Source organism: Streptomyces sp. E2N166 (assembly GCF_003671715.1).
GTDB classification, from domain to species: domain Bacteria; phylum Actinomycetota; class Actinomycetes; order Streptomycetales; family Streptomycetaceae; genus Streptomyces; species Streptomyces thinghirensis.
Genome location: NZ_RAIF01000031.1, coordinates 711,563 through 737,560, shown reverse-complemented (window position 1 = coordinate 737,560; position 25,998 = coordinate 711,563). Strand labels below are relative to the sequence as shown.

Sequence of the window (25,998 nt, the reverse complement as noted above, 5' to 3'; positions counted from 1 at the left end):
CGGCCGCGGTGAGCTTCTCGGGCCGGGCGGGCCGCTCCGCGGGCGGGCAGACCTCGATCTCGCTGCCGTCGACGGGGTTGACGGTGAGCAGGAAGTCGCCGGACACCAGCTGCACCGTGCGGGCCAGCGCGGGCGCGTGCTGTCCGAAGTCGGTTGTGAGGGATTCCCTGGGCGGGCGTGGGCGCGGCGCCTGGTGGTCGCCGTCTTGGCCGTGCTCCTCGGGTCCCCGGTTGTTCGGGTCCATGGGTTCAAGCCCCCCAAAAGCGTCGTGTGCAGGGCCCCGGTCGGGACCACCCTCTCCCGGCCTTGCCGCACACCGCGCTGTCGCTTCTGGTCCGGGCCCGCCAGATGGGTTCGCAAGATGGCGGGCAGCCAGACCCTAAACCTTCGCTCAGTATCTCCGACAGTCCGGGGTACCGACCCGTCCGAGACGTCACAGTCTCGTGAGGATTGCGCGCGTCGGGCGTTTCGCCGAGCGGTGTCCGGGTCACCCCGGTCCACCGGGGCACACCGGCCCGTGGCGTCACACCCTGGGCAGGGTCTCCACGCCGATGCCGCCCTCGATGGCCAGGATCCGGTGCAGCCGTGTGGCCACCAGCAGGCGCTGCATCTGCGGCGGTACGTCGCGCAGCACCAGTCGCCGGCCGCAGCGGCCGGCCCGCCGGTGGGCCCCCATGATCACGCCGAGTCCGGTGGCGTCCCAGGAGTCCAGTTCGGACAGGTCCAGCACCAGGTCGCCGACTCCGTCGTCGACGGCCGAGTGCAGGACCGTACGGGCGTCCGCCGCGCTGCGGACGTCGAGGCGGCCCCCGACGACCAGCTCGACGTGGTCGCCCCTGATGTGCATATGCGCTCCCCGGCGTGCGTCTTTGTTTCGTCTCGTCGATTCTTCTGCGTGATCTCTCGGCGATATCAGGTGTTGCAACCTCTGACTGGCCGAAACGATCGGAGGTTGCCGCCTGTAAGCGAACCGATACCGATTTCACCCCGGCGTGTGACGTTTCCCGGGGCCGATGCGACCTCAGTGCTTGTAGAAGCCCTGCCCGCTCTTGCGGCCGATGTCACCGGCGTCCACCATCCGGCGCATCAGCTCCGGCGGGGCGAACTTCTCGTCCTGGGACTCGGTGTAGATGTTGCCGGTGGCGTGCAGCAGGATGTCGACGCCCGTCAGGTCGGCGGTGGCCAGCGGTCCCATGGCGTGGCCGAAGCCCAGCTTGCAGGCGAGGTCGATGTCCTCGGCGGTGGCGACGCCCGACTCGTACAGCTTCGCGGCCTCGACGACGAGGGCGGAGATGAGGCGGGTGGTCACGAAGCCGGCGACGTCGCGGTTGACGACGATGCAGGTCTTGCCGGTGGACTCGGCGAACTCCCGCGCGGTGGCGAGCGTTTCGTCGCTGGTCTTGTAGCCGCGCACCAGCTCGCACAGCTGCATCATCGGGACCGGCGAGAAGAAGTGGGCGCCGACGACCCGTTCGGGGCGTTCCGTCACGGCCGCGATCTTGGTGATCGGGATGGCGGAGGTGTTGGACGCGAGGATCGCCTCGTCCTTCACCAGCTTGTCGAGGGCGCGGAAGATCTCGTGCTTGACTTCCAGCTTCTCGAAGACGGCCTCGACGACGACGTCCGCGTCGGCGGCGGCCTCCAGGTCGGTGGTGGCGGTGATGCGCGCGAGGGCGGCCTCGGCGTCGTCGGCGGCGAGCTTCCCCTTCGCGACGAACTTGTCGTACGACGCCTTGATGCCGTCGGTGCCGCGCCGGAGCGCCTCGTCGGTGACGTCGCGCAGGACGACGTCCCAGCCCGCCTGGGCGGAGACCTGGGCGATTCCGGACCCCATGAGACCGGCTCCGATGACGGCGAGCTTCCGTGCCACTGTGCGACTCCCCTGATACGCGCTGTTTCTCTTCTCTCGGCCGGAGATTAGCGGGCGTGAGGGGCTGTGTGACCGGTTAGTAACGCGCGTCACGTCTCAGATGACGGACATCACACCGAGGGGTGCCATTCGGGTGTCAGCGCGGGCCTCGTACGGCGTAGTTGAGCACCTTCTCGCTCAACAGCTCCTCCATTTCGTCCAGCAGCAGCAGGACGTCGCGGGAGACCTCCGACGGCTTCCCGCCCGCGAGCATGCGCTGTCCGATGGCCGCGATGACCGTTCCGTGCAGCCAGTTGACCTGACCCGCCATCAGGGCGGGCGTCATGTCGTCGTCCGCGCTGCCGGTCTCCTCGCGCAGGGTCTGCTCCAGGTTCAGGAGCACCTCCTGGCCGATCGCCCACATCCTTGAGCGCAGGGCGGGCGAGTCCTGGATCACCCTCATGAACTTCGCGTAACCATCCATCAGGCCGACCCGGGGCGAGACCGTCTCGACCTCCTCGCGCAGTTCGCGGAGCACGGCCCGCGCCGCCGACTCGCCGTCACGGCGCCCGCGCACCCAGCGGGAGAGCCGGTCGATCACACCCTTGGAACGGTCGAGGAAGAGGTCCTCCTTGGCCGGGAAGTAGTTGTACACGGTGTTGACGGAGACGTTCGCGGCGTCCGCGACCTCCGCCACCGTCACGGCCTCGAAGCCGCGTTCCAGGAACAGGCCCGTGGCGACATCCGAGATGTACTGCCGGGTCTGCCGCTTCTTCCGTTCCCTGAGTCCCTCGGCCATCTCCGCATCCTAGCTTCGCCGGCCGCCACTCTCTGGTGCGGCTGAAAACTTGGAGTCGTTGCAAAATTCCAGTGGCTCTGTTTTTCTGGACCGCATGGCAATCATCAGTACGGCCGGTCTGGCCCGTACCTTCGCGACGAAGCGCGGCCCGGTCGAGGCGGTGCGCGGCATCGATCTGACCGTCCGCGAAGGCGAGATCCTCGGCTTCCTCGGCCCCAACGGCGCCGGCAAGACCACCACCCTCCGGATGCTCACGACGCTGCTCTCCCCCACCGGCGGCGCGGCCACCGTCGCCGGCCACGACCTGGCGACCGACCCGGCCGGAGTGCGCGCGGCGTGCGGGTACGTGGCGCAGTCGGGCGGCGTGGACGCGCGGATCACCGTGCGGGAGGAGCTGGTCACCCAGGGCCGCCTGTACCGCCTGTCCAGGGCGCGGGCCGTCGAGCGCGCCGGCGAGCTGGCCCACGACCTGGACCTGACCGAGCTGCTCGACCGCAGGTGCGGCGCGCTCTCCGGCGGTCAGCGGCGCCGGCTGGACATCGCGATGGCGCTCACGCACCGCCCCGAGGTGCTCTTCCTGGACGAGCCGACCACCGGCCTGGACCCGGGCAGCCGCGCCGACCTGTGGGACCTGGTCCGCCGGCTGCGCGACGAGCAGGGCACCACGGTCTTCCTGACCACCCACTACCTCGACGAGGCCGACGCCCTCTCCGACCGCCTGGTGGTCGTGGACCGGGGCGTGGTGGCCGCCGAGGGCACGCCGGCCGCCCTGAAGCTGGAGTACGGCGGCTCGCTCGACGCCTCCCTCCAGGACACCTTCCTGGCCGTCACCGGCCGCAGTGCCGCACTGGCCGACGCGGCCCCCGTCGCCGTATAGAACCCCGACGATCCGAGGACCGACCTCCGATGCTGCTCCACGACACCGGCCTCATCTACGGCCGCTACCTGCGCCAGTCCCTGCGCTCCCGTTTCGCGCTGCTCTTCGGCGTGCTGATGCCGCTGCTGTACCTGCTCTTCTTCGGCCCCCTGCTGACCGGTCTGCCGCTCGGCGGACAGGGCAGCTCCTGGCAGGTGCTCGTCCCCGGCCTGCTGCTCCAACTCGGGCTGTTCGGTGCCTCCTTCGCGGGCTTCTCGGTCATCATCGAGAACGGCCAGGGGGTGGTCGAGCGCATGCGCGTCACGCCCGTCAGCCGCCTGGCGCTGCTGCTGGGCCGGGTGCTGCGGGACGCCACGGTCTTCGCCTTCCAGGCAGTGCTGCTGGTGCTGGCGGCGGTCGTGATGGGCCTGCGCGCGCCCCTGCCCGGCGTGCTCATCGGCTTCGCGTTCGTCGCCCTGCTCACGGTCTCGCTGGCATCGCTGTCGTACGCGCTGGCGATGAAGGTCCGTACGCCGCAGGAGTTCGGGCCGGCCGTCAACGCGCTGACCATGCCGTCGATGCTGCTGTCCGGCCTGATGCTCCCGATGACGCTGGGGCCGGCGTGGCTGGACGTACTCTCGCACCTGATGCCGTTCCGCTATCTGGTCGACGCGGTACGGGACGCGTACGTCGGCAGCTACGCGACGCCGCACATGCTCTACGGCGTCGTGGTCGCCCTCGTCCTCACCGCGCTGGCCGTGACGGTGGGCACACGTGTGTTCCGTACCGCCGGAGCCTAACTACGCTGGCCCCATGGTCAACCTGACGCGCATCTACACCCGGACCGGCGACCAGGGCACCACCGCCCTCGGTGACATGAGCCGGGTCCCCAAGACCGACCTCCGCATCTCCGCGTACGCCGACGCCAACGAGGCGAACGCGGTGATCGGCACGGCGATCGCCCTCGGCGGCCTGCACGAGGAGGTCGTCAAGGTCCTCGTCCGCGTCCAGAACGACCTGTTCGACGTGGGCGCGGACCTGTCCACGCCGGTGGTTGAGAACCCGGAGTTCCCGCCCCTGCGGGTCGAGCAGTTCTACGTCGACAAGCTGGAGGCGGACTGCGACCGCTTCCTCGCCGAGGTGGAGAAGCTGCGCTCCTTCATCCTGCCCGGCGGCACGCCCGGCGCGGCCCTGCTGCACCAGGCGTGCACGGTGGTCCGGCGGGCCGAGCGCTCGACGTGGGCGGCGCTGGAGGCCCACGGCCAGTCGATGAACCCGCTCACCGCGACCTACCTGAACCGCCTCTCGGACCTGCTCTTCATCCTCGCCCGCGTGGCCAACAAGGAAGTCGGGGACGTGCTGTGGGTGCCGGGCGGGGAGCGCTAGACGCTCCGCCGGGTGTGCAGGGGACCGGTGCCGTCGTTCGTCTGCGGCTCCGTCGTGGCCGGTCGCGCCCAGGCGGCGGAGCCGCGGAGTCGCGTCAGTCCCGAGCCCCTACGGGGGCGTCCTTTGCGGCCTCGGTCGCCGACGTGTCCGCCGGGGCCTTCTTCGGCCAGATCGCGTAGGTCAGCGCGATCAGCCCGTGGATGCCGGCGGCGCGCCAGGCCGTCGCCTGCCAGCTCTCCAGGGAGCCGGTGCGGCTCGGGTCGTCGACGTACCACATGGCGATCTGGAGCAGTCCGGTCGCCACGGCGGCCGCGAGCAGCGTGCCGAGCCACACCTTGCCCTCGTGCCGGGCGCGGGCCATGCCGTAGCGCGGCGGGCCGACCGGTTTCGGGGCTTCGCCCAGCCGGTGGGCGGCGTGGCCGTCGAGCCACTTCACGGTGCGGTGGCCGTGTCCCACCGTGTAACCGATGTACAGGGCCGCCAGGCCGTGCTTCCAGCTCGGGTCGGCACCGTTCTTCAGGTCCAGCGCGGTGACGGCCAGCAGCACGACCTCGAGCAGCGGCTCGCACAGCAGCAGCGCCATGCCCGCGCGCGGCATCTTCAGCAGGTAGCGGACGGCCAGTCCGGCCGCCAGCAGTACCCAGAAGCCGATCTCGCAGACGATGATCAGGGTGACGATCACGGTTCGCTCCTCTCGATCGCCCTTCCAGGCTCTCCCGCCCGGGCGGTCGGGTCGTCGTCGCCGGTGACGAACCTCCGGTACATCGAAAGATGCAGTGCCGGACCGTTCCCCGGGATCAGGCGGGCGGGGCGCGGGGCGTGTTGGATGGTGGCATGGCCGTACGACTCCCCCGCCCGCGCCGCTTCGACGTGTACGCCGCGTCGGCCGGTCTGCTCGGCGGGCTGCTCCTGTGGGGCATCGGCCTGGGGGTGCGGCCCGCCGACGAACCGATCGTGCTGTTCGACGGCCGCTGGCCGCTGCTGGTCCCGCTCGCCGTCATCGCGGGCTGCGAGCTGCTGCGCCGGGCCGCGCCGCGCACCGGTCTGCTGATCGGCACGGCCGCGCTGATCGGGGACACGCTCACGCAGGGCAGCCTGGTCACGGTGATCATGTACACCGACCTGATGTACGCCGCCGTGCTGTACGGCCCGCCCGCCTCGGCCCGCCGCATCCCGTGGATCACCGGGCTGCTCACCGTGGCCGGGACCGTCGTGCCGTTCGCGCTGTGGCGGGTGCCCGAGGCGCTGCTGATCGGTGTCGCCGTCGGAGTCGTGTCGTTCGCGCCCGCCTCCACGGGCCTGATCGTGCGCAATCACCGCGAGGCCGCCGACGCCGCCCTGCTGCGCGCCGAGCAGACCGCGCTGCTGGCCGAGATGGACCGGGTCCAGGCGGTGACCGCGGAGCGTTCCCGGATGGCCCGCGAGCTGCACGACATGGTCGCCAACCACCTCTCCGCGATCGCCATCCACTCCACGGCCGCGCTCTCCCTGGACGACCCGGCCACCACCCGGCAGGCGCTCGGCGTCATCCGCGAGAACAGCGTCGAAGGACTGGCCGAGATGCGACGCCTGATCGGCATCCTGCGGGACACCGGCGAGGACACCGAACCGGCCGCCGCCCCCACCCTCGACGGGCTCGGCGCGCTGGCCGACGGCGCCCGCGCCAACGGCCTCGACGTCACCCTGGAGGCGGCACCGGGCGAGGGGCTGCCCGCGCCGGTCGAGCTGGCCGCGTACCGGATCGTGCAGGAGTCGCTCACCAACGCCCTCAAGCACGCCTCCCAGGGGACGGTACGGGTCGAGCTGACCCGGCACGACGACGTGCTGCGCGTCCTGGTGAGCAGCCCTTACGGCGACCGGGAGGGGCCGCGTGCCCCCGGCTCCGGTGCCGGTCTGGTCGGCATGCGGGAGCGGGCGGCGCTGCTGCACGGCACGTTCGAGGCCGGGCCGGTGGCGGACCCCCGCTCGACGGGCGGCAAGATCTGGACCGTACGCGCCATCCTGCCCCTGACCGAAGGAGACCTCGCATGATCCGCGTCCTCGTCGCCGAGGACCAGTCCGCCGTCCGCGCCGGACTGGTGCTGATCCTGGGCAGCGCCCCGGACATCGAGGTGGCCGGGGAGGCGGCGGACGGCGAGCAGGCGGTGGCGCTGGCCCGGGAGCTGCGGCCGGACGTGGTGCTGATGGACGTTCAGATGCCCAGGCTGGACGGGGTGTCGGCGACTCGGCGGGTGGTCGCCGAGCGGCTGGCCGACGTGCTCGTACTGACCACCTTCGACCTGGACGAGTACGTCTTCGGGGCGCTGCGGGCGGGGGCCGCCGGGTTCCTGCTGAAGAACACGGAGGCGAAGGACCTCCTCGCGGCCGTGCGCACGGTGGCGGGCGGCGAGGGGATCGTCGCACCGGCCGTCACCCGGCGGCTGATCGCCGAGTTCGCCGCGAAGCCGGTCCGGGAGCCGACCGCCGATCCGGCGGTGCTGGAGGACCTGACCCGGCGCGAGCGGGAGGTGCTGTCCTGTCTCGGCGAAGGGCTCTCCAACGCGGCGATCGCCGAGCGGCTGGACATGGCGGAGGCCACGGTGAAGACGCACGTCAGCCGCCTGCTGGGGAAGCTGGCGCTGCGCAGCCGGGTGCAGGCGGCGGTCCTCGCGCAGGAGTTGGGGATCTAGCTTCTCCCGTGCCCGAAACAGGGAGCACTGGTCCAGACCTATTGACCTATGGTCCAGACCTTTCTATTCTCGCGGCACTGCGAGCATGAGGCTCAGTCATGCCCACGACACAACCCCACATAAGGAGGCGCAGCATGCGCTTCAGACACAGAGTCGCGGCACTGGTCGCGACGCTGTCGCTCCCGCTGGCCGGCCTGGTCGGCCTCGCGAGTCCGGCCCAGGCCGCGACGAGTGCGACGGCCACCTTCGCCAAGACCTCGGACTGGGGCACCGGCTTCGGCGGCAAGTGGACGGTGAAGAACACCGGAACCACCACCATCAACTCCTGGAACGTCGAGTGGGACTTCCCCTCCGGCACCAAGGTCACCTCCGCCTGGGACGCCACGGTCACCAACTCCGGTGACCACTGGACCGCCAAGAACGTCGGCTGGAACGGCACCCTCGCCCCCGGGGCGTCGGTCTCCTTCGGCTTCAACGGCAGCGGCCCCGGCTCCCCGTCCAACTGCAAGCTCAACGGCGGCAGCTGCGACGGCACCTCCGTCCCCGGCGACGAGGCACCCACGGCGCCCGGGACACCCACCGCCTCCGGCATCACCGACACCTCGGTGAAACTGTCCTGGTCCGCGGCGACCGACGACAAGGGCATCAAGAACTACGACGTCCTGCGCGACGGCGCCAAGGTCGCCACGGTCACCGGCACCACCTACACCAACACGGGCCTGACCGCCGGCACCGACTACTCCTACACCGTCCAGGCCCGCGACACCGCCGACCAGACCGGCCCGGTCAGCGGCGCGGTGAAGGTCACCACCACCGGTGGCGGCGGCCCCGACCCGCAGCCGGGCGAAGAGGTCAAGCTCGGCTACTTCACCAACTGGGGCGTCTACGGGCGCAACTACCACGTGAAGAACCTGGTCACCTCCGGCTCCGCCGAGAAGATCACGCACATCAACTACGCCTTCGGCAACGTCCAGGGCGGCAAGTGCACCATCGGTGACGCCTACGCCGACTACGACAAGGCGTACACCGCCGACCAGTCCGTCGACGGCGTCGCCGACACCTGGGACCAGCCGCTGCGCGGCAACTTCAACCAGCTGCGCAAGCTGAAGGCCCAGTACCCGCACATCAAGGTGCTGTTCTCCTTCGGCGGCTGGACCTGGTCCGGCGGCTTCCCCGACGCGGTGAAGAACCCGGCCGCCTTCGCGAAGTCCTGCCACGACCTGGTCGAGGACCCGCGCTGGGCCGACGTCTTCGACGGCATCGACCTGGACTGGGAGTACCCCAACGCCTGCGGTCTCAGCTGTGACACGACCAGCGCGCCGAACGCCTTCAGCACGATGATGAAGGCCATGCGCGCCGAGTTCGGCGACGACCTGGTCACCGCGGCCGTCACCGCCGACGCCTCCGACGGCGGCAAGATCGAGGCCGCCGACTACGGCGCCGCCGCTCAGTACATCGACTGGTACAACGTGATGACGTACGACTTCTTCGGCGCCTGGGCGAAGAACGGCCCGACCGCTCCCCACTCGCCGCTGACCTCGTACGACGGCATCCCGCAGCAGGGCTTCAACTCCGCCGAGGCGATCGCGAAGTTCAAGGCGGCCGGCGTCCCGGCCGCCAAGCTGCTCCTCGGCATCGGTTTCTACGGCCGCGGCTGGACCGGCGTCACCCAGTCCGCGCCCGGCGGCACGGCGACCGGCCCGGCGACCGGCACGTACGAGGCGGGCATCGAGGACTACAAGGTCCTCAAGAACAGCTGCCCGGCCACCGGCACCGTCGCCGGCACCGCGTACGCGCACTGCGGCAGCAACTGGTGGTCGTACGACACCCCGGCCACCGTCAAGTCCAAGATGGACTGGGCCGAGCAGCAGAAGCTGGGCGGCGCCTTCTTCTGGGAGTTCAGCGGCGACACCGCGAACGGCGAGCTGGTGAGCGCCATCGACAGCGGGCTGAAGTAATCCCTACAGGTCTACGGGCCTGAGCGACATTGACGCTCCCCCGGACTTCGTCCGGGGGAGCCCCCACCCAGCGGGTGAATGTGGCTACGCCACATTCACTCGCTGTCCGGGTGGGGCTGCCTCGAGCCACGCGAGGAATCCGGTCAGCGCGTCTTCGCTCATCGCCAGTTCGAGCCGCGTGCCCCGATGGAGGCAGGCGAGCACGACGGCGTCGGAGAGCAGCGCCAGCTCCTCCTCGCCGTCCGGGACCCGGCGGCCGGCCACCTCGATCGCGGAACGTTCCAGCACGCGGCGCGGGCGGGGGGAGTACGAGAAGACGCGATACCACTCGACCCGGTCGCCGTTGTAACGGGCCACCCCGTAGGACCAGCCCTTGCCGGCTCCGTCGCCCTCCTTGGGGGCGTCCCAGCGCAGGGAGCAGTCGAAGGTGCCGCCCGATCGCTGGATCAGCCGGCGGCGCAGACCGAAGACGAAGAGCCCGATCACCACCAGGGCGACGACAATTCCGCACACAGTCAGAGCGAGGACCATCGACACCGACCTCCTCGTCTCCTAGGTAACGGAACGGAAAAAACACCCGGATCTGCCTCAGCCGCGGCCGGGTCCGGATCGCTCCGGTCCCAGCCGCGGCTGAGTGACGTCATAGCACAGCGCCGTGGATCAGCGCCCCGCCGCCGCGCGCAGTCGGACGTCCGCGCGACGCTCGGCGTGGGCGTCGCCCTCCGCCTTCGCGCGCTCGAGCTCCCGCTCCGCGCGCTGGACGTCGATCTCGTCCGACAGCTCCGCGATCTCGGCCAGCAGCGACAGCTTGTTGTCCGCGAACGAGATGAAACCGCCGTGCACCGCGGCGACGACCGTCCCACCGTCACTCGTACGAATGGTCACCGGGCCCGACTCCAGCACACCGAGCAGCGGCTGGTGACCGGGCATGACGCCGATGTCGCCGGACGTGGTGCGCGCGACGACCAGGGTGGCCTCGCCGGACCAGACCTCTCGGTCGGCCGCGACCAGCGCGACGTGCAGATCAGCAGCCAAGGTGGCTCCTCGGGTCACCACCCGGCCGGAGAGCCGGGTGTTGGTTACAAGTCTAATAGGCGTGACGGAGGGGGCGGGACGTGCCCGCCCCCTCCGGTGTGAGCCCTGGGGCTCACGATGAGCACGAGGCTCAGGAGACGCCGAGCTCCTTGGCGTTGTTCTTCAGGTCCTCGATGCCACCGCACATGAAGAACGCCTGCTCCGGGAAGTGGTCGTACTCGCCGTCGCAGATCGCGTTGAAGGCCGCGATCGACTCGTCCAGCGGGACGTCCGACCCGTCGACGCCGGTGAACTGCTTGGCGACGTGGGTGTTCTGGGACAGGAAGCGCTCCACGCGACGGGCACGGTGGACGACGAGCTTGTCCTCCTCGCCGAGCTCGTCGATACCGAGGATCGCGATGATGTCCTGCAGGTCCTTGTACTTCTGCAGGATGCTCTTCACGCGCATCGCGGCCTGGTAGTGGTCCGCCGCGATGTACCGCGGGTCGAGGATGCGGGACGTCGAGTCCAGCGGGTCCACGGCCGGGTAGATGCCCTTCTCGGAGATCGGACGGGAGAGAACCGTCGTCGCGTCGAGGTGGGCGAAGGTGGTGGCCGGGGCCGGGTCGGTCAGGTCGTCCGCGGGGACGTAGATCGCCTGCATCGAGGTGATCGAGTGACCACGGGTCGAGGTGATGCGCTCCTGGAGGAGACCCATCTCGTCGGCCAGGTTCGGCTGGTAGCCCACCGCGGAGGGCATGCGGCCGAGCAGGGTCGACACCTCGGAGCCCGCCTGGGTGAAGCGGAAGATGTTGTCGATGAAGAACAGCACGTCCTGCTTCTGGACGTCGCGGAAGTACTCGGCCATGGTCAGGCCGGCCAGCGCGACGCGCAGACGGGTGCCCGGCGGCTCGTCCATCTGACCGAAGACCAGCGCGGTCTTGTCGATGACGCCCGACTCGCTCATCTCGTCGATGAGGTCGTTGCCCTCACGGGTGCGCTCACCGACACCGGCGAACACGGAGACACCGTCGTGGTTGTTGGCGACGCGGTAGATCATCTCCTGGATGAGCACCGTCTTGCCGACGCCGGCGCCGCCGAACAGACCGATCTTGCCGCCCTTGACGTACGGGGTCAGCAGGTCGATGACCTTGACGCCGGTCTCGAACATCTCGGTCTTCGACTCGAGCTCGTCGAAGTTGGGCGCCTTGCGGTGGATCGGCCAGCGCTCACCGGTGTACTGCTCGTCGACGTTCAGCACCTCACCGAGGGTGTTGAACACCTTGCCCTTGGTGAAGTCGCCGACGGGGACGGAGATGGCCGTGCCCGTGTCGGTCACCGCGGCCTGGCGGACCAGACCGTCGGTGGGCTGCATCGAGATGGTGCGGACCAGGCCGTCACCCAGGTGCTGGGCGACCTCCAGGGTCAGCTTCTTCAGCTCGCCCGCCTTCGCCGGGTCGGCGACCTCGACGTGGAGGGCGTTGTAGATCTCCGGCATCGCGTCGACGGGGAACTCCACGTCGACGACCGGGCCGATGACCCGGGCGACGCGGCCCGTGGCCGTCGCGGTCTCAACAGTGGTGGTCATTAGTTGTCACTCCCCGCGTTCGCGTCGGCCAGGGCACTGGCGCCACCGACGATCTCGCTGATTTCCTGGGTGATTTCGGCCTGGCGGGCCGCGTTGGCAAGACGGGAGAGCGTGTTGATCAGCTCACCCGCGTTGTCGGTGGCCGACTTCATCGCGCGTCGCGTGGCGGCGTGCTTGGAGGCGGCCGACTGCAGCAGCGCGTTGTAGATGCGGCTCTCGACGTAGCGCGGCAGCAGGGCGTCGAGGACGTCCTCCGCCGACGGCTCGAAGTCGTACAGCGGAAGGATCTCGTCCTTCGTCGCCGACTCCGTCGCCACCTCGTCGAGACTCAGCGGCAGCAGCCGGGAATCGACCGCCGTCTGCGTCATCATCGAGACGAACTCGGTGTAGACGATGTGGAGCTCGTCCACGCCGCCCTCCGCCGTCTCCTTCTCGATGGCCTCGATCAGCGGCGCCGCGACCTTCTTGGCGTCCGCGTACGAGGGCTCGTCGGTGAAGCCCGCGAACGACTCCGCGACCTTGCGCTCGCGGAAGTTGTAGTGGGCGAGACCACGCCGGCCGACGATGTACGTGTCGACCTGCCTGCCCTCACGCTCGAGGCGCTCGGTCAGCTGCTCCGCCGCCTTGATGGCGTTGGAGTTGAAGGCGCCGGCCAGACCGCGGTCGCTCGTGAGGAGCAGGACCGCGGCACGGGTCGGGTTCTCCGCCTCCGTGGTCAGCGGGTGCTTGGTGTTCGAACCGGTACCGACCGCCGTGACCGCGCGGGTCAGTTCCTGCGCGTACGGCGTGGAGGCCGCCACCTTGCGCTGCGCCTTGACGACGCGCGAGGCGGCGATCATCTCCATCGCCTTGGTGATCTTCTTGGTCGCGGTGACGGATCGGATGCGACGCTTGTAGACCCGGAGCTGGGCTCCCATGAGTCAGGTCCCTTCCTTACGTCACTTGGCGGCGGACGGGGCGTCCTCGCCGAGCAGCCTGCCGTCCGAGGTCTCGAACTGCTTCTTGAATGCCGCGATCGCCTCGGCGATGGCCTGCAAGGTGTCGTCGGACATCTTGGCGCCCTCGCGGATGGAGGTCATGAGGCCCTGCTCCTGGCGGTGCAGGTACTCGAGAAGCTCCTTCTCGAAGCGGCGGATGTCGGCGACCGGCACCTCGTCCATCTTGCCGGTGGTGCCGGCCCAGACGGAGACGACCTGGTCCTCGGTGGACATCGGCTGGTACTGGTCCTGCTTCAGCAGCTCGACCATGCGCTGACCGCGCTCCAGCTGCGCCTTCGACGCGGCGTCCAGGTCGGAACCGAAGGCGGCGAACGCCTCCATCTCACGGAACTGGGCGAGGTCCACGCGCAGTCGGCCGGAGACCTGCCGCAGGGCCTTGTGCTGGGCGGAGCCACCGACGCGGGAGACCGAGATACCGACGTTCAGGGCCGGACGCTGACCGGCGTTGAACAGGTCGGACTCCAGGAAGCACTGGCCGTCGGTGATGGAGATGACGTTGGTCGGGATGAACGCCGACACGTCGTTGGCCTTGGTCTCGACGATCGGCAGACCCGTCATCGAACCGGCGCCCTCGGCGTCGGAGAGCTTCGCGCAGCGCTCCAGCAGACGGGAGTGCAGGTAGAAGACGTCACCGGGGTAGGCCTCGCGGCCCGGCGGGCGGCGCAGCAGCAGCGACACGGCGCGGTAGGCGTCGGCCTGCTTCGACAGGTCGTCGAAGATGATCAGGACGTGCTTGCCCTCGTACATCCACTGCTGGCCGATGGCCGAGCCGGTGTACGGCGCCAGGTACTTGAAGCCGGCCGGGTCGGACGCGGGGGCGGCCACGATGGTCGTGTACTCCAGCGCGCCGTTCTCCTCCAGCGCGCCGCGGACCGACGCGATCGTCGAGCCCTTCTGGCCGATGGCGACGTAGATGCAGCGGACCTGCTTGTTCGGGTCACCGGTGCGCCAGTTGTCACGCTGGTTGATGATCGTGTCGACGGCCAGCGCGGTCTTGCCGGTCTGGCGGTCGCCGATGACCAGCTGACGCTGACCACGGCCGATCGGCGTCATGGCGTCGACGGCCTTGTAGCCCGTCTCCATCGGCTCGTGCACCGACTTGCGCTGCATGACCGTGGGGGCCTGCAGTTCGAGGGCACGGCGGCCCTCCGTCTCGATCTCGCCGAGGCCGTCGATCGGGTTGCCGAGGGGGTCGACGACACGGCCGAGGTAGCCCTCGCCCACGGCGACCGACAGGACCTCGCCGGTGCGAGTGACCGGCTGGCCCTCCTCGATACCGCTGAACTCACCGAGGACGACGCAACCGATCTCGCGCTCCTCGAGGTTGAGGGCGAGGCCGAGGGTGCCGTCCTCGAACTTCAGCAGTTCGTTGGCCATGGCCGAGGGAAGACCCTCGACCTTCGCGATGCCGTCGCCGGCAAGGGTGACCGTACCGACTTCCTCGCGCGAGGCCGCGTCCGGCTTGTACGACTGGACGAAGTTCTCCAGCGCGTCCCGGATCTCCTCCGGCCGGATCGTGAGCTCCGCCATCTGAGTTCCCTGCTCTCCTTGTTGGGCCCGAAGTTTCACTTGGGGGGTATTCCACGAGTCGGGGACTCCCCCCAAAAAGAGGTGAATCCTCTGCACGGCCCAACCAGGGCCGTCGTAAGTACGTACTGCTTGCTGTGCTGTTGTCTCGGGGCCGTCAGCTCGCCATCCGGCGGCCGGCGTCCTCCAGGCGGTCCGCGATGGAGCCGTTGATGACCTCGTCACCGACCTGCACCCGGATCCCGCCGAGGACCTCGGGGTCCACGTCGAGGTTGAGGTGCATCGGGCGGCCGTAGACCTTCGCGAGGGCCGCGCCGAGGCGCTGCTTCTGCGTGTCGCTCAGCGGCACCGCCGAGGTGACGACGGCGACCATCCGGTCTCGCCGGTCGGCGGCGAGCCTGGACAGGGATTCGAGTCCCGACTCCAGGCTACGTCCCCGCGGCACGGTGACAAGGCGCGTCACCAGACGCTCGGTGGTCACGTCCGCCCGGCCGCCGAGCAGGCTGCGCAGCAGCTCGCCCTTGGCCGAGGTGGTGGCCGAGCGGTTGGTCAGCGCGGCGCGCAGCTCGGTGTTCGAGGAGACGATCCGGCCGAACCGGAACACCTCGTCCTCGACGTTGTCGAGCCGGCCCGCCTTCTGCGCGGCGGTGAGGTCGGCGGTGTCCGCCAGCTCCTCCAGCGCGTCCACCAGGTCGCGCGACTGCGACCACCGGGTGCGCACCATGCCGGCCACCAGGTCGGCGGCGGGACCGCTGACCTGGGTGCCGAGGAGGCGCTGGGCGAGCTCGGCCTTGGCCTCGCCGGCCTGCGCCGGGTCGGTGAGGACCCGACGCAGCGACACCTCGCGGTGGAGCAGCGCGGTGACGGCGGCCAGCTCGTCGGCGAGCGAGCCGGCGTCCACGGACGTGGAGTCCGTCAGCGCGTCGAGACGCTCACGTGCGGCGGCAAGGGCCTCGCGGCTCGCTCCGTTCATCGGGTCGCCTCGGCCTTCGTCGCCTTGTCGTCCAGCTCGTCCAGGAAGCGGTCGATGACGCGGCTCTGCCGGGCGTGGTCCTCGAGGGACTCACCGACGAGCTTGCCGGCCAGCTGAGTGGCCAGCTGTCCGACGTCCTGGCGCAGCGCGGACGCGGCGGCCTTGCGGTCGGCCTGAATCTGGGCGTGACCGGCGGCGATGATCTCCTCACGCTGCCGCTGGCCTTCCGCGCGCATCTCGGCGATGAGCGTGGCGCCCTGCTCCTGCGCCTCCTGGCGCAGGCGCGCGGCCTCGTGCCGGGCCTCGGCGAGCTGGGCCTTGTACTGCTCAAGGACGCTCTGGGCCTCGGTCTGCGCGGCCTCGGCCTTCTCGATACCGCCCTCGATGGCCTCGCGACGCTCTTCCAGAACCTTGTTGATGTTCGGGAGCAGCTTCTTGGCGAGGAAGCCGAAGACGATGACGAAGGCGATCAGGCCGATGACAAGCTCGGGGATCGGCGGAATGAGAGGGTTCTCACCCTCTGATGCCGCGATCGTGAGCAGCTGGCTCATGGGGGTGCCTTTCGTCTAGTCGGCTGGTCTGTGTCAGCGATCAGTAGCCGTAGACGAACGGCATGACCAGACCGATCAGGGCGAGCGCCTCACAGAAGGCGAAGCCGAGGATCTGGTTGGCACGGATCAGGCCGGCAGCCTCGGGCTGACGGGCCAGGGCCTGGGTGCCGTTACCGAAGATGATGCCGACGCCGACGCCGGGGCCGATCGCGGCGAGACCGTAACCGATGGAACCGAGGGAACCTTCGACGGCAGCAAGGGTCTGGGACATGCCAGTTCTTCCTTTTCCTTTACGGACCGGTGGGGGTTGGCCACCGGACGACTTGGTTGAGGGCGGGTTGAGGGCCGGCTCAGTGGTGCTCGGCCAGCGCGCCCTGGATGTAGGTGCACGTGAGCAGGACGAACACGTACGCCTGCAGGGCCTGGATGAACAGCTCGAACGCGGTCATCACGATGACCATCACGAACGAGACACCCGCGTAGGCGATACCGACGCCGTTCAGCAGGTACCAGCTGGCGATCGTGAACAGGAGCAGCAGTGTGTGCCCGGCGAACATGTTCGCGAACAGTCGCACGGCGTGGGTGAACGGCCGGATCAGCAGGTTCGAGAAGAGCTCGATCAGCATGGCCAGCGGAAGCACCGCGCCGAGCGACTTGTCGTAGCCGGTGACGTTCTTCCAGAAGCCGACGAAGCCGTGCCGCTTGAAGGTGAGCGAGACCCACAGAACGTAGACGATCAGGGCCAGGACCATCGGGTAGGCGATGATCGAGGTAACCGGGAACTGGGCGACCGGAATGATCGACCAGAGGTTCATCATCCATACGAAGAAGAACAGCGAGACCACGAGGGGGACATACTTCTCGCCCTCCTTCTTGCCGATGGTCTCGTAGACGACACCGCGCCGGATGAAGTCGTACCCCGCCTCGGCCGTCATCTGGAGCTTGCCCGGGACCACCTTCGGCTTGCGGAAGGCGGCCCAGAAGAAGCCGACGATGATGATCGAGCCGAGCAGCGCCAGCAGCATCGTCTTGTTGAAGTACAGGTTGCTGTCCCCATCGCCCAGAAGGGGCTGGAACAGGAACGAGTGCAGGCCCGGGGAGACCTCGGCGAAGCCGCAGCCGTCAAAGATGTGACAGTTGGTGTCGAAGGCGAGCACCTGTGTCGGGTCAGCACTCACCGCGGGCTCCTTCATCGTGGCGCATGGGTACGGCAACCTCGTTGTGTCGGCGCGGCGCGGGGCCGCAGTTCGGCACGGGACTGGTGTTACGGGTGTGGGGGCGGCTGTGGGGCATCTCGCCTCGCGATTGAGCAGGCGTCAGCTGGGATGCCCGCGCCCGCGATGCCGCAGTTGGCACCGGACGATAGCAGGACTTCACATGCCTCTTTATCCCGGCCCTACCCCTCACGACGAGTGGCCCGTCTTTTCGGGCTTTTCGCCCGAAGATTCGGGTTCGACGTAGAGAATCTTGGACTTCATGTGGGCGCGCGTCTGGGCGGCGATCCAGGCGAGGGTGCCGGCGACCAGGGTGAGCGCGAAGGCCCGGGAGTTGAACAGCGTCGTGTTCTTGAACGCGGCGACGAAAATGAACAGCAGAAGAATCTGTGCCGCGTAGAGCATCAGGCCCATCGCCTGGAAGAGGTGCGGAAGCGATTTGGCGGTGCGCTGCAGGATGTAGAGACCGAGCCCCATGAAGAGGATCACCACGAGCGTCCCCACCACGGCACCGATCGCCCCCTTGCCGCCGGCGACCACGGCGCTGACGACGGCGGCTACAGCGCCGACGGCAGCCGTGGGCACGGCAGCCTGAAGCAGGATCCGGACGTCATTGGACGGCATGGCGGCAACTCCGCTTTCACACACAGGGGGCAGGTGTCGTCATGGACGAGCGTAATCCCGGGCCGAACGGAGTCCTCACGCCCAAGAGACCGTCGCACTACGGCCCTTAAGGCTCTACCCGGGGGTTCTCGTGAACCGTATCACAAACTATTTGATGAGGTCTTTACCTGTGGGTGTGCTTACTGTCACACATGAGAGTGACAGTGCGCGTCTGAGCGATTACTGCACCCACTTGTCTGGTAATGGGGTACTTCGCTCCCCCACGAGTTGGCAATGCTCTAGTCAGATTCTTACCTTGCGCGCGAACGGGGGCCGATGGCGGTAGCCCCGTTGACGCCCGAGACACCCGCGGCGACCGGGACGCGCTCGTCCGTCTCGTCCGTCTCGTCCGCGACCACGGCGGGCTCGGCCCCGGCGGCCGCCGGGGCCCCGCGGCGGCGGTAGCGGGGCGGCACGAAGCGCTCGGCCCAGCGCGGGGCGCGGGGGGTGAAGCGCGGCAGCAGGAGCAGGACCAGGCCGATCGCGCTGAGGAAGACGACGCTCAGCACGATCCACATGGAAGCGGCGTTCACGGAGTAGGCGAGCGCGCCGAACGCGATCAGCGCCGAGAAGAAGTACATGATCAGCACCGCGCGGCTGTGCGAGTGGCCGATCTCCAGCAGCCGGTGGTGCAGGTGTCCCCGGTCCGCGGCGAACGGCGACTGGCCGCGCCAGGTGCGCCGGACGATCGCCAGGATCAGGTCGGCGGCCGGGATGGCGATGATGGTCAGCGGCATCAGCAGCGGGATGTAGACGGGCACCATCTGGTGCACGGTGTTGCGCTCGGACCCGGAGAACAGCCGCATCGCGTCCGGATCCACCTGCCCCGTCACCGAGATCGCGCCCGCCGCCAGCACCAGGCCGATCAGCATCGACCCCGAGTCGCCCATGAAGATCCGGGCGGGGTGCATGTTGTGCGGCAGGAAGCCCAGGCACATGCCCATGAGGATGGCCGCGAACAGCGAGGCGGGCGCCGCCGCCTCGATGCCGTACGAGTACCAGATCCGGTAGGCGTACATGAAGAACGCCGCCGCCGCGATGCACACCATGCCGGCCGCGAGACCGTCGAGGCCGTCCACGAAGTTGACCGCGTTGATGGTGATGACGACCAGCGCCACCGTCAGCAGGGTGCCCTGCCACTGGGTCAGCGCCACGTTGCCGACGCCCGGGAGGGGGATCCACAGGATCGTCAGGCCCTGCACCACCATCACGCCGGCGGCGATCATCTGCCCGCCCAGCTTGATCAGGGCGTCGATCTCGAACTTGTCGTCCAGGACGCCGATCAGCCAGATCAGGGCGGCTCCGGAGAGCAGGGCCCGCGGCTCGTTGGACTTCTCGAAGACCTCACTGAGATTGGTGAGGTGGTCGGCGACCAGCAGGCCCGCGCAGAGTCCGAAGAACATCGCGATCCCGCCGAGGCGCGGAGTGGGCTCCCGGTGCACGTCACGTGCCCGGATCTCCGGCATCGCCCCCGCCACGATCGCGAACTTACGCACCGGCCCTGTCAGCAGATACGTCACCGCGGCCGTGACGCAGAGCGTCAGCAGGTATTCACGCACGGGCTTCCCCACAGATCTCGCTGGCCATTCCCGGCCCACCACCCTAGCGATGCGCGCATATGGTTGGGGACTTCCGGGTAGCGACGATGGTTGCACGTGTGGCTGTGCACGCGGGCGCGCCTACCCCGCCTCAGTCCGGATACGGCGGAAATTCCGTGACCAGATCCCGCACGTCGTCCCGCGCCGCGGCGGCGTCCGTGCCGCCCCGGAGCACCTCCGCGAGCAGGGTGGCCACCGCCCGCATCTCCCGCTCCCCCATGCCCTGCGTCGTGAGCGCCGCTGTACCCAGGCGCAGCCCGCGGGCGTCGCCGTGCGGCAGCGCACAGCAGTCCAGGACGATCCCGGCCGCCGCGAGCCGGCCCCGCGCGGTCCTCCCGTCCACGCCCAGCGGGGCGGGGTCGGCGGTGATCAGGTGGGTGTCGGTGCCGCCGGTGGTGACGACCAGTCCCTCGGCGGCCAGGCGGGCGGCGAGGGTGCGGGCGTTGGCGATCACCTGATGGGCGTACGCGGCGAAGGCCGGGGTTGCCGCCTCGCCGAACGCGACCGCCTTGGCGGCGATGGTGTGCATCTGCGCGCCGCCCTGTGTGAACGGGAACACGGCCCGGTCGACCCGCTCGGCCAGTTCGCTCCCGCACAGGATCATGCCGCCGCGCGGCCCGCGCAGCACCTTGTGCGTGGTGGCGCAGACGACGTCGGCGTACGGCACCGGGCTGGGCGCCGCTCCCCCGGCGACCAGACCGATCGGGTGGGCGGCGTCCGCGACGAGGTAGGCGCCCACCTCGTCGGCGATGTCGCGGAAGGTCGCGTAGTCGGGGTGGCGGGGGTAGGCGATCGAGCCGCACACGATCGCCTTGGGGCGGTGGGCGCGGGCCAGGGTGCGCACCTGGTCGTAGTCGATCAGGCCGGTCTCCGCGTCCACGCCGTACCCGACGAAGTCGAACCAGCGGCCGGAGAAGTTCGCCGGTGAGCCGTGCGTGAGGTGGCCGCCGTACGGCAGGCCGAGGGCGAGGACGGTGTCGCCCGGGCGCAGCAGCGCGGCGTAGGCGGCCAGCACGGCGGAGGAGCCGGAGTGGGACTGCACGTTGGCGTGCTCGGCGCCGAAGAGGTCCTGGGCGCGCTCGACGGCGAGCCGCTCGGCGACGTCGACGATCTCGCAGCCGCCGTGGTGCCGGGCGCCCGGGTAGCCCTCGGCGTACTTGTTGGCCAGCGGGGAGCCGAGGGCGGCCAGCACCGCGGGGGACGTGAAGTTCTCGGCGGCGATCAGCTGGAGGGTCGTCGACTGCCGGCGGCTTTCGGCGAGCAGGATCTCGGCCAGCTGGGGGTCCTGGCGCAGCAGGACCCCCAGCGTGCTGTCATCGGCCTCAAGGACCTCGTGGGTGACCGACATGATGCGCTCCGGGCGTGCGTCGACGGTGACGTACGACCAATGTAGGCCCGGCACCGGCGGTGCGCTCGGCCGTCGCGCCCTTCACGTCCTCGTGGGTACCCCCGTGAGCGCCGTCACCACGGGATCCAGCGCCTGGTGTATCTCGTCCCCGATCGACCGGAAGAAGGGCAGCGGCGCCCCGTACGGGTCGTACACCTCGTCCGCCTCCGCCGTCGGCGCCAGCAGCCACCCGCGTAGAGCCGCCGCGGCACGCACCAGGGCGCGCGCCCGCGCGACCACACCCTCGTCCAGAGTGGGCAGGGTGGCCGGGTCGATGGCGTTCACCAGGCGGGTGAACTCCTTGAGGGTGAAGGTGCGCAGCCCCGCCGAGTGCCCCATGGAGATGACCTGGGCGCGGTGGTCCCGCGTCGCCGTCAGCACCAGGTCCGCGCGGATGACGTGCTCGTCCAGCAGCTCACGCCCGGTGAAGCCGGCCGCGTCCGCGCCGAAGTCCGCGAGGACCGTCTCCGCGTTGGTCTCCATGGGCGCGCCCTCGTGGCCCCAGGTGCCCGCGCTCTCCACGATGAGGCCGCCGCCCAGCACGCCGAGCCGCTCCGTCACGAAATGCCGGGTCAGCCGCTCGGTGATGGGCGAGCGGCAGACGTTGCCGGTGCTGACGTGGAGGATGCGGAAGCTGTCGCGCGGAAGGCCGACGAACGTCGTCGTGATCTCCGCGGCGCGTTCCCCGTTGCCTATGCCACGCCCCGTCCCAGGGGCCGTCAATTCGCCACCTCGAGGTCGGGTACCACCTTGCGCAGCTCCTCGGCCGACAGCGCGCCCGCGCGCAGCAGCACGGGCACCTCGCGGGTCACGTCGACGATGGACGACGGGACGTTGCCGGGGGTGGGGCCGCCGTCGAGGTAGACGGAGACGGAGTCGCCGAGCATCTGCTGGGCGGCGTCGCAGTCCTCCGGCGCCGGGTGGCCGGTGAGGTTGGCGGAGGATACGGCCATGGGGCCGACCTCGGTGAGCAGCTCGATGGCGACGGGGTGCAGCGGCATGCGGACGGCGACCGTGCCTCGGGTGTCGCCGAGGTCCCACTGGAGGGACGGCTGGTGCTTGGCGACCAGCGTCAGCGCACCCGGCCAGAAGGCGTCGACCAGCTCCCAGGCCAGCTCGGAGAAGTCGGTGACCAGGCCGTGCAGGGTGTTCGGCGAGCCGATGAGGACGGGGGTGGGCATGTTGCGGCCCCGGCCCTTGGCGTCCAGCAGGTCGGCGACGGCCTCCCCGGTGAACGCGTCGGCGCCGATGCCGTACACGGTGTCCGTCGGCAGCACCACGAGCTCGCCACGGCGGACGGCGGACGCGGCCTCGCGCAGACCGGTCACACGGTCGGTCGCGTCGTTGGTGTCGTATCGCCGTGCCATTTAGCGGGCCTCCTCGTACACGTACAGCGGGGTTGAAGTCGGGGCGGTGCTCACGGCAGCGCCTTGCGGGCCGTCGCGAAGCGGGGGCGGTTGTTGAGGTCGGGGTGGTCGGCCGCGTCGGCCCAGCCCCGCTCCTCGGTGAAGATCCACGGCACCTGGCCGCCCTGGGTGTCGGCGTGCTCGACGACGACCACGCCGCCGGGGCGCAGCAGGCGGTGCGCGGTGCGTTCCAGGCCGCGGATCAGGTCGAGGCCGTCCTCGCCGGAGAACAGGGCCAGCTGGGGATCGTGGTCGCGGGCCTCGGGAGCGACGTACTCCCACTCGGTGAGCGGGATGTACGGCGGGTTGGAGACGACCAGGTCGACCTGGCCGTCGAGGTCCGGGAACGCCGTCAGGGCGTCGCCCTGACGCAGCTCGACCCTGGACCCCTCCATGTTCTTCCGCGTCCACACCAGGGCGTCCTCGGACAGCTCCACGGCGTACACGCGCGAGCGCGGCACCTCCTGGGCGAGGGCGAGCGCGATGGCGCCCGAGCCGGTGCACAGGTCGACGATGCAGGGCTCGACGACGTCCATGGCGCGCACGGCGTCTATGGCCCAGCCGACGACCGACTCGGTCTCGGGGCGGGGCACGAAGACGCCGGGGCCGACCTGGAGCTCCAGGTAGCGGAAGTAGGCGCGGCCGGTGATGTGCTGGAGCGGCTCGCGCGCCTCACGGCGGGCGACGACCTCCCAGTACCGGGCGTCGAAGTCCGCGTCCGGCACGGTGTGCAGCTCGCCCCGCTTGACGCCGTGCAGATACGCGGCGAGTTCCTCCGCGTCGGTGCGCGGCGAGGGCACGCCGGCGTCGGCCAGCCGCTGGGTGGCCTGGGCCACCTCCATGAGCAGCAGGTTCACGCTGGTCCTCCGGGGCTGAGCTGTGGTCCGGTGCGGGTGGTGCGGGGGGCGTTTACGCGGCGGCGAGCTTGGCCGCCGAGTCGGCGTCGACGCAGGCCTGGATCACCGGGTCGAGGTCGCCGTCCAGGACCTGGTCCAGGTTGTACGCCTTGAAGCCGACGCGGTGGTCCGAGATGCGGTTCTCCGGGAAGTTGTACGTACGGATCTTCTCGGAGCGGTCGACGGTGCGGACCTGGCTGCGCCGGGCGTCCGCGGCCTCCTTCTCCGCCTCCTCCTGCGCCGCCGCGAGCAGCCTGGAGCGCAGGATACGCATCGCCTGCTCCTTGTTCTGCAGCTGACTCTTCTCGTTCTGGCAGGAGGCGACGACTCCGGTGGGAATGTGCGTGATGCGCACGGCGGAGTCGGTGGTGTTGACGGACTGGCCGCCGGGGCCGGAGGACCGGTAGACGTCGATGCGCAGGTCGTTGGGGTTGATCTCGACGTCGATCTCCTCGGCCTCGGGCGTGACGAGCACGCCGGCCGCGGAGGTGTGGATACGGCCCTGGGACTCGGTCGCGGGCACCCGCTGCACGCGGTGCACCCCACCCTCGTACTTCAGCCGCGCCCAGACGCCCTGTCCCGGCTCGGTGGCGCCCTGGCCGCCCTTGGTCTTCACGGCGACCTGGACGTCCTTGTAGCCGCCCAGCTCGGACTCGGTGGAGTCGATGATCTCGGTCTTCCAGCCGACCCGCTCGGCGTAGCGCAGGTACATGCGCAGCAGGTCGCCGGCGAAGAGCGCCGACTCGTCGCCGCCCGCGCCCGCCTTGACCTCCAGGATGACGTCCTTGTCGTCGTTGGGGTCGCGCGGGACGAGCAGCAGGCGGAGCTTCTCGGTGAGCTCGTCGCGCTGCTTGTCCAGTTCCTTGACCTCGGCGGCGAAGTCCGGGTCGTCGGCGGCCAGCTCGCGCGCGGTCTCCATGTCGTCGCCCGTCTGCTTCCAGGAGCGGTACGTGGCGACGATCGGGGTGAGCTCGGCGTAACGCTTGTTCAGCTTGCGCGCGTTGGCCTGGTCGGAGTGGACCGACGGGTCGGCGAGCTTCTTCTCCAGGTCGGCGTGCTCGGCGACGAGTTCCTCGACGGCCTCGAACATCTTGGGCTCCTGCTACTGCTTGGGAAGGGGAAGGCGGGCGACCAAAAACGCCGGTCCCGGCGCTCCCCCGGCTGGGGGCGCGGCCGTGGACCGGCGGTTGGGGGCTCGCTACTTCTTGGAGCCGGCGGAAGCCTTGCCGAAGCGGGCCTCGAAGCGGGCCACGCGGCCACCGGTGTCGAGGATCTTCTGCTTGCCCGTGTAGAACGGGTGGCACTCGGAGCAGACCTCGGCCCGGATGGTGCCGGACTCGATGGTGCTGCGGGTGGTGAACGACGCGCCACAGGTGCAGCTGACCTGCGTCTCGACGTACTCGGGGTGGATGTCGCGCTTCAAGGTGTCTCCTACTGTTCCGGGAGGGCGCCGGGTCGCTGCCGCGGGATGCGGGAGCGTGAACCGGAGCCGACGTACCAGTCTGCCAGGACTGGGGTCCACTCCCAAAACCGGGGGCCGCCGTCATCTATTCCGCGGGGTTCACGACACCCTTGGCCCCGCCGGCCGCCGTTCCCTCGGTGGCGCTCTCCGGGATCGGCCTGTCGTTCTTCAGGGCCTTCCAGACCTGGTCCGCCTTGGCCTCCTCCAGCAGGACCCGGTTCGGGTCCGCCGGGTCGTAGACGACCGGCATGGTGACCATGTTCATGCTCGCCGGGCCGATGCCCTTGAGGCCGCCGGCGAAGGACATCAGGGAGTTCACCGAGCCCAGGTCGGAGTCGGTGGTGACGGTCTTGGTGGCCGTGTCGGCGACGTCGTACAGCTTCTTGGGGTTGCCGAGCAGGCCGATGTCCTTGACCTGGTCGACCAGGGCCTTGACGAAGGCCTGCTGGAGCTGGATGCGGCCGAGGTCGGAGCCGTCGCCGACGCCGTGCCGGGTGCGGACGAGGCCGAGGGCCTGCTCACCGTCGAGCGTGTGGGTGCCGGTCGGCAGGTCGAGGTGGCTGTCGGGGTCCTTGATCGCCTCGGTGGTGGTGATGTCGACGCCGCCGAGGTCGTCGATGAGCTTCTGGAAGCCGCTGAAGTCGACCTCCAGGTAGTGGTCCATGCGCAGGCCGCTGATGGACTCGACGGTCTTCACGGCGCAGGCGGCGCCACCGGTGGAGTAGGCGGAGTTGAACATGACGTCGTCGGCGGCGGGGTGCTCGCCGCCGTCGGTGTCGGTGCACTCGGGGCGGTCGATGAGGGTGTCTCGCGGGATGGAGACCACGCTGGCCTTCTGGTGACCCTTGTAGACGTGCACGACCATCGCCGTGTCGGAGCGGGCGGTGCCGTCGTCGGAGCCGCCGCCGAGCTTCTTGTTGCCGCCGGAGCGGGTGTCCGAGCCCAGGACGAGGATGTTCTGGGAGCCGTTGTCGGCCTTCTCCGGACGGTCGGTGCCGAGAGCCTGGTCGATGTCGAGGCTCGTGAGGTTGCCGTTGAGCTTGAAGAACAGGACCCCGGCTCCGGTGCCGCCCAGGACGACGATGCCCGCGGCGCTCCAGGCCGCGACGAGGACGGCCCTGCGCCGCTTGGCGCGGGGCCTGCGGCGGCGGCCCCTGCCCCGGCGGCGGGAGTCGGTGGTGCGGGACTCCCCGGGGCCGGGTAT

Annotated in this window: 29 protein-coding genes; 6 read left to right on the top strand and 23 right to left on the bottom strand. The window is 69.8% G+C overall.

What is annotated here, in order from left to right:
* From EBH09_RS37970 to EBH09_RS25440, 4 genes are all read right to left on the bottom strand, one after another.
* A partial coding sequence (locus EBH09_RS37970) for a hypothetical protein (protein WP_193776526.1) occupies positions 1 to 244 on the bottom strand: 244 nt, incomplete at its 3' end.
* Between the two features lie 279 nt (positions 245 to 523).
* Entirely contained in the window at positions 524 to 847 is a 324-nt protein-coding gene (locus EBH09_RS25450) for an STAS domain-containing protein (protein ID WP_030187305.1), read from the bottom strand.
* A 174-nt stretch (positions 848 to 1,021) separates the two neighbouring features.
* Positions 1,022 to 1,870, bottom strand: a complete 849-nt coding sequence (locus EBH09_RS25445) for a 3-hydroxyacyl-CoA dehydrogenase family protein (RefSeq protein WP_121749230.1) — start codon at positions 1,868 to 1,870, stop codon at positions 1,022 to 1,024.
* 136 nt (positions 1,871 to 2,006) lie between these two features.
* Positions 2,007 to 2,648, bottom strand: coding sequence for a TetR/AcrR family transcriptional regulator (locus EBH09_RS25440; protein WP_121749229.1), 642 nt, complete (start codon positions 2,646 to 2,648; stop codon positions 2,007 to 2,009).
* A 94-nt stretch (positions 2,649 to 2,742) separates the two neighbouring features.
* On the opposite strand from EBH09_RS25440, the gene EBH09_RS25435 reads away from it, so the two are divergent.
* From EBH09_RS25435 to EBH09_RS25425, 3 genes are read left to right on the top strand one after another with little or no spacing between them, the layout of a single operon-like run.
* Entirely contained in the window at positions 2,743 to 3,525 is a 783-nt protein-coding gene (locus tag EBH09_RS25435) for an ATP-binding cassette domain-containing protein (protein WP_121749228.1), read from the top strand.
* A 29-nt stretch (positions 3,526 to 3,554) separates the two neighbouring features.
* Positions 3,555 to 4,304, top strand: a complete 750-nt coding sequence (locus EBH09_RS25430; protein WP_121749227.1) for an ABC transporter permease — start codon at positions 3,555 to 3,557, stop codon at positions 4,302 to 4,304.
* Between the two features lie 13 nt (positions 4,305 to 4,317).
* Complete coding sequence (locus EBH09_RS25425; protein WP_121749226.1) at positions 4,318 to 4,890, top strand: cob(I)yrinic acid a,c-diamide adenosyltransferase; 573 nt, start codon at positions 4,318 to 4,320, stop codon at positions 4,888 to 4,890.
* A gap of 94 nt (positions 4,891 to 4,984) precedes the next feature.
* Here the strand turns inward: EBH09_RS25425 and EBH09_RS25420 are convergent, their stop codons facing one another.
* Complete coding sequence (locus EBH09_RS25420; RefSeq protein ID WP_121749225.1) at positions 4,985 to 5,572, bottom strand: hypothetical protein; 588 nt, start codon at positions 5,570 to 5,572, stop codon at positions 4,985 to 4,987.
* 152 nt (positions 5,573 to 5,724) lie between these two features.
* Here EBH09_RS25420 and EBH09_RS25415 point away from each other — a divergent pair, with 152 nt between their 5' ends.
* The 3 genes from EBH09_RS25415 to EBH09_RS25405 all read left to right on the top strand — a co-directional run bounded on the left by EBH09_RS25415 (position 5,725) and on the right by EBH09_RS25405 (position 9,517).
* Entirely contained in the window at positions 5,725 to 6,921 is a 1,197-nt protein-coding gene (locus tag EBH09_RS25415; RefSeq protein ID WP_121749224.1) for a histidine kinase, read from the top strand.
* Positions 6,918 to 7,559 (top strand): response regulator transcription factor, encoded by a 642-nt coding sequence (locus EBH09_RS25410; RefSeq protein ID WP_121749223.1) that lies wholly within the window; start codon positions 6,918 to 6,920, stop codon positions 7,557 to 7,559. The genes EBH09_RS25415 and EBH09_RS25410 overlap by 4 nt, the downstream gene beginning before the upstream one ends.
* Before the next feature lie 134 nt (positions 7,560 to 7,693).
* Positions 7,694 to 9,517, top strand: a complete 1,824-nt coding sequence (locus tag EBH09_RS25405) for a glycoside hydrolase family 18 chitinase (protein ID WP_121749222.1) — start codon at positions 7,694 to 7,696, stop codon at positions 9,515 to 9,517.
* Positions 9,518 to 9,601: 84 nt separating this feature from the next.
* Here the strand turns inward: EBH09_RS25405 and EBH09_RS25400 are convergent, their stop codons facing one another.
* The 18 genes from EBH09_RS25400 to EBH09_RS25315 all read right to left on the bottom strand — a co-directional run bounded on the left by EBH09_RS25400 (position 9,602) and on the right by EBH09_RS25315 (position 25,998).
* Positions 9,602 to 10,048, bottom strand: coding sequence for a DUF2550 domain-containing protein (locus EBH09_RS25400; RefSeq protein ID WP_121749221.1), 447 nt, complete (start codon positions 10,046 to 10,048; stop codon positions 9,602 to 9,604).
* Between the two features lie 129 nt (positions 10,049 to 10,177).
* Positions 10,178 to 10,552: a F0F1 ATP synthase subunit epsilon gene (locus tag EBH09_RS25395; protein ID WP_064729863.1), complete on the bottom strand. Its 375-nt coding sequence runs from the start codon at positions 10,550 to 10,552 to the stop codon at positions 10,178 to 10,180.
* A 130-nt stretch (positions 10,553 to 10,682) separates the two neighbouring features.
* Entirely contained in the window at positions 10,683 to 12,119 is a 1,437-nt protein-coding gene (gene atpD / locus EBH09_RS25390) for a F0F1 ATP synthase subunit beta (RefSeq protein WP_121749220.1), read from the bottom strand.
* The gene (locus EBH09_RS25385) at positions 12,119 to 13,036 is read right to left on the bottom strand and encodes a F0F1 ATP synthase subunit gamma (protein ID WP_121749219.1); all 918 of its coding nucleotides are present in this window, start codon (positions 13,034 to 13,036) and stop codon (positions 12,119 to 12,121) included. Before EBH09_RS25385 ends, atpD begins: the two co-directional genes overlap by 1 nt.
* 21 nt (positions 13,037 to 13,057) lie before the next feature.
* Entirely contained in the window at positions 13,058 to 14,647 is a 1,590-nt protein-coding gene (gene atpA, locus EBH09_RS25380; protein ID WP_121749218.1) for a F0F1 ATP synthase subunit alpha, read from the bottom strand.
* A 154-nt stretch (positions 14,648 to 14,801) separates the two neighbouring features.
* Entirely contained in the window at positions 14,802 to 15,617 is an 816-nt protein-coding gene (locus EBH09_RS25375) for a F0F1 ATP synthase subunit delta (protein ID WP_121749217.1), read from the bottom strand.
* A complete protein-coding gene (locus EBH09_RS25370; protein ID WP_121749216.1) occupies positions 15,614 to 16,168 on the bottom strand; it encodes a F0F1 ATP synthase subunit B in 555 nt (184 codons plus the stop codon). Before EBH09_RS25370 ends, EBH09_RS25375 begins: the two co-directional genes overlap by 4 nt.
* A gap of 40 nt (positions 16,169 to 16,208) precedes the next feature.
* Complete coding sequence (atpE, locus tag EBH09_RS25365) at positions 16,209 to 16,439, bottom strand: ATP synthase F0 subunit C (protein WP_009321656.1); 231 nt, start codon at positions 16,437 to 16,439, stop codon at positions 16,209 to 16,211.
* Between the two features lie 79 nt (positions 16,440 to 16,518).
* Positions 16,519 to 17,361, bottom strand: coding sequence for a F0F1 ATP synthase subunit A (gene atpB / locus EBH09_RS25360; protein WP_193776525.1), 843 nt, complete (start codon positions 17,359 to 17,361; stop codon positions 16,519 to 16,521).
* Between the two features lie 210 nt (positions 17,362 to 17,571).
* A complete protein-coding gene (locus tag EBH09_RS25355; protein WP_121749215.1) occupies positions 17,572 to 18,006 on the bottom strand; it encodes a hypothetical protein in 435 nt (144 codons plus the stop codon).
* Between the two features lie 290 nt (positions 18,007 to 18,296).
* Positions 18,297 to 19,604 (bottom strand): MraY family glycosyltransferase, encoded by a 1,308-nt coding sequence (locus EBH09_RS25350; RefSeq protein WP_121749214.1) that lies wholly within the window; start codon positions 19,602 to 19,604, stop codon positions 18,297 to 18,299.
* A gap of 130 nt (positions 19,605 to 19,734) precedes the next feature.
* Complete coding sequence (glyA, locus tag EBH09_RS25345; RefSeq protein ID WP_121749213.1) at positions 19,735 to 20,991, bottom strand: serine hydroxymethyltransferase; 1,257 nt, start codon at positions 20,989 to 20,991, stop codon at positions 19,735 to 19,737.
* An 81-nt stretch (positions 20,992 to 21,072) separates the two neighbouring features.
* Complete coding sequence (locus tag EBH09_RS25340) at positions 21,073 to 21,753, bottom strand: protein-tyrosine-phosphatase (RefSeq protein ID WP_121749212.1); 681 nt, start codon at positions 21,751 to 21,753, stop codon at positions 21,073 to 21,075.
* Complete coding sequence (locus tag EBH09_RS25335; protein WP_053137111.1) at positions 21,750 to 22,397, bottom strand: L-threonylcarbamoyladenylate synthase; 648 nt, start codon at positions 22,395 to 22,397, stop codon at positions 21,750 to 21,752. The genes EBH09_RS25340 and EBH09_RS25335 overlap by 4 nt, the downstream gene beginning before the upstream one ends.
* A gap of 50 nt (positions 22,398 to 22,447) precedes the next feature.
* Complete coding sequence (gene prmC / locus EBH09_RS25330) at positions 22,448 to 23,293, bottom strand: peptide chain release factor N(5)-glutamine methyltransferase (protein WP_121749211.1); 846 nt, start codon at positions 23,291 to 23,293, stop codon at positions 22,448 to 22,450.
* A 52-nt stretch (positions 23,294 to 23,345) separates the two neighbouring features.
* Positions 23,346 to 24,422, bottom strand: coding sequence for a peptide chain release factor 1 (gene prfA, locus EBH09_RS25325; protein WP_121749210.1), 1,077 nt, complete (start codon positions 24,420 to 24,422; stop codon positions 23,346 to 23,348).
* A gap of 108 nt (positions 24,423 to 24,530) precedes the next feature.
* A complete protein-coding gene (rpmE, locus tag EBH09_RS25320) occupies positions 24,531 to 24,755 on the bottom strand; it encodes a 50S ribosomal protein L31 (RefSeq protein ID WP_003973638.1) in 225 nt (74 codons plus the stop codon).
* A 124-nt stretch (positions 24,756 to 24,879) separates the two neighbouring features.
* Positions 24,880 to 25,998: an LCP family protein gene (locus EBH09_RS25315; RefSeq protein ID WP_121749209.1), complete on the bottom strand. Its 1,119-nt coding sequence runs from the start codon at positions 25,996 to 25,998 to the stop codon at positions 24,880 to 24,882.

What these genes read in the sequence shown, in the direction of transcription:
- EBH09_RS25450 (WP_030187305.1), bottom strand. Translation starts at nt 847, where the DNA reads ATGCACATCAGGGGCGACCACGTCGAGCTGGTCGTCGGGGGCCGCCTC.
- EBH09_RS25440 (WP_121749229.1), bottom strand. Translation starts at nt 2,648, where the DNA reads ATGGCCGAGGGACTCAGGGAACGGAAGAAGCGGCAGACCCGGCAGTAC.
- EBH09_RS25435 (WP_121749228.1), top strand. Translation starts at nt 2,743, where the DNA reads ATGGCAATCATCAGTACGGCCGGTCTGGCCCGTACCTTCGCGACGAAG.
- EBH09_RS25430 (WP_121749227.1), top strand. Translation starts at nt 3,555, where the DNA reads ATGCTGCTCCACGACACCGGCCTCATCTACGGCCGCTACCTGCGCCAG.
- EBH09_RS25425 (WP_121749226.1), top strand. Translation starts at nt 4,318, where the DNA reads ATGGTCAACCTGACGCGCATCTACACCCGGACCGGCGACCAGGGCACC.
- EBH09_RS25415 (WP_121749224.1), top strand. Translation starts at nt 5,725, where the DNA reads ATGGCCGTACGACTCCCCCGCCCGCGCCGCTTCGACGTGTACGCCGCG.
- EBH09_RS25410 (WP_121749223.1), top strand. Translation starts at nt 6,918, where the DNA reads ATGATCCGCGTCCTCGTCGCCGAGGACCAGTCCGCCGTCCGCGCCGGA.
- EBH09_RS25405 (WP_121749222.1), top strand. Translation starts at nt 7,694, where the DNA reads ATGCGCTTCAGACACAGAGTCGCGGCACTGGTCGCGACGCTGTCGCTC.
- EBH09_RS25400 (WP_121749221.1), bottom strand. Translation starts at nt 10,048, where the DNA reads ATGGTCCTCGCTCTGACTGTGTGCGGAATTGTCGTCGCCCTGGTGGTG.
- atpD (WP_121749220.1), bottom strand. Translation starts at nt 12,119, where the DNA reads ATGACCACCACTGTTGAGACCGCGACGGCCACGGGCCGCGTCGCCCGG.
- EBH09_RS25385 (WP_121749219.1), bottom strand. Translation starts at nt 13,036, where the DNA reads ATGGGAGCCCAGCTCCGGGTCTACAAGCGTCGCATCCGATCCGTCACC.
- atpA (WP_121749218.1), bottom strand. Translation starts at nt 14,647, where the DNA reads ATGGCGGAGCTCACGATCCGGCCGGAGGAGATCCGGGACGCGCTGGAG.
- EBH09_RS25375 (WP_121749217.1), bottom strand. Translation starts at nt 15,617, where the DNA reads ATGAACGGAGCGAGCCGCGAGGCCCTTGCCGCCGCACGTGAGCGTCTC.
- EBH09_RS25370 (WP_121749216.1), bottom strand. Translation starts at nt 16,168, where the DNA reads ATGAGCCAGCTGCTCACGATCGCGGCATCAGAGGGTGAGAACCCTCTC.
- atpE (WP_009321656.1), bottom strand. Translation starts at nt 16,439, where the DNA reads ATGTCCCAGACCCTTGCTGCCGTCGAAGGTTCCCTCGGTTCCATCGGT.
- atpB (WP_193776525.1), bottom strand. Translation starts at nt 17,361, where the DNA reads ATGAAGGAGCCCGCGGTGAGTGCTGACCCGACACAGGTGCTCGCCTTC.
- EBH09_RS25355 (WP_121749215.1), bottom strand. Translation starts at nt 18,006, where the DNA reads ATGCCGTCCAATGACGTCCGGATCCTGCTTCAGGCTGCCGTGCCCACG.
- glyA (WP_121749213.1), bottom strand. Translation starts at nt 20,991, where the DNA reads ATGTCGGTCACCCACGAGGTCCTTGAGGCCGATGACAGCACGCTGGGG.
- EBH09_RS25335 (WP_053137111.1), bottom strand. Translation starts at nt 22,397, where the DNA reads ATGGCACGGCGATACGACACCAACGACGCGACCGACCGTGTGACCGGT.
- prfA (WP_121749210.1), bottom strand. Translation starts at nt 24,422, where the DNA reads ATGTTCGAGGCCGTCGAGGAACTCGTCGCCGAGCACGCCGACCTGGAG.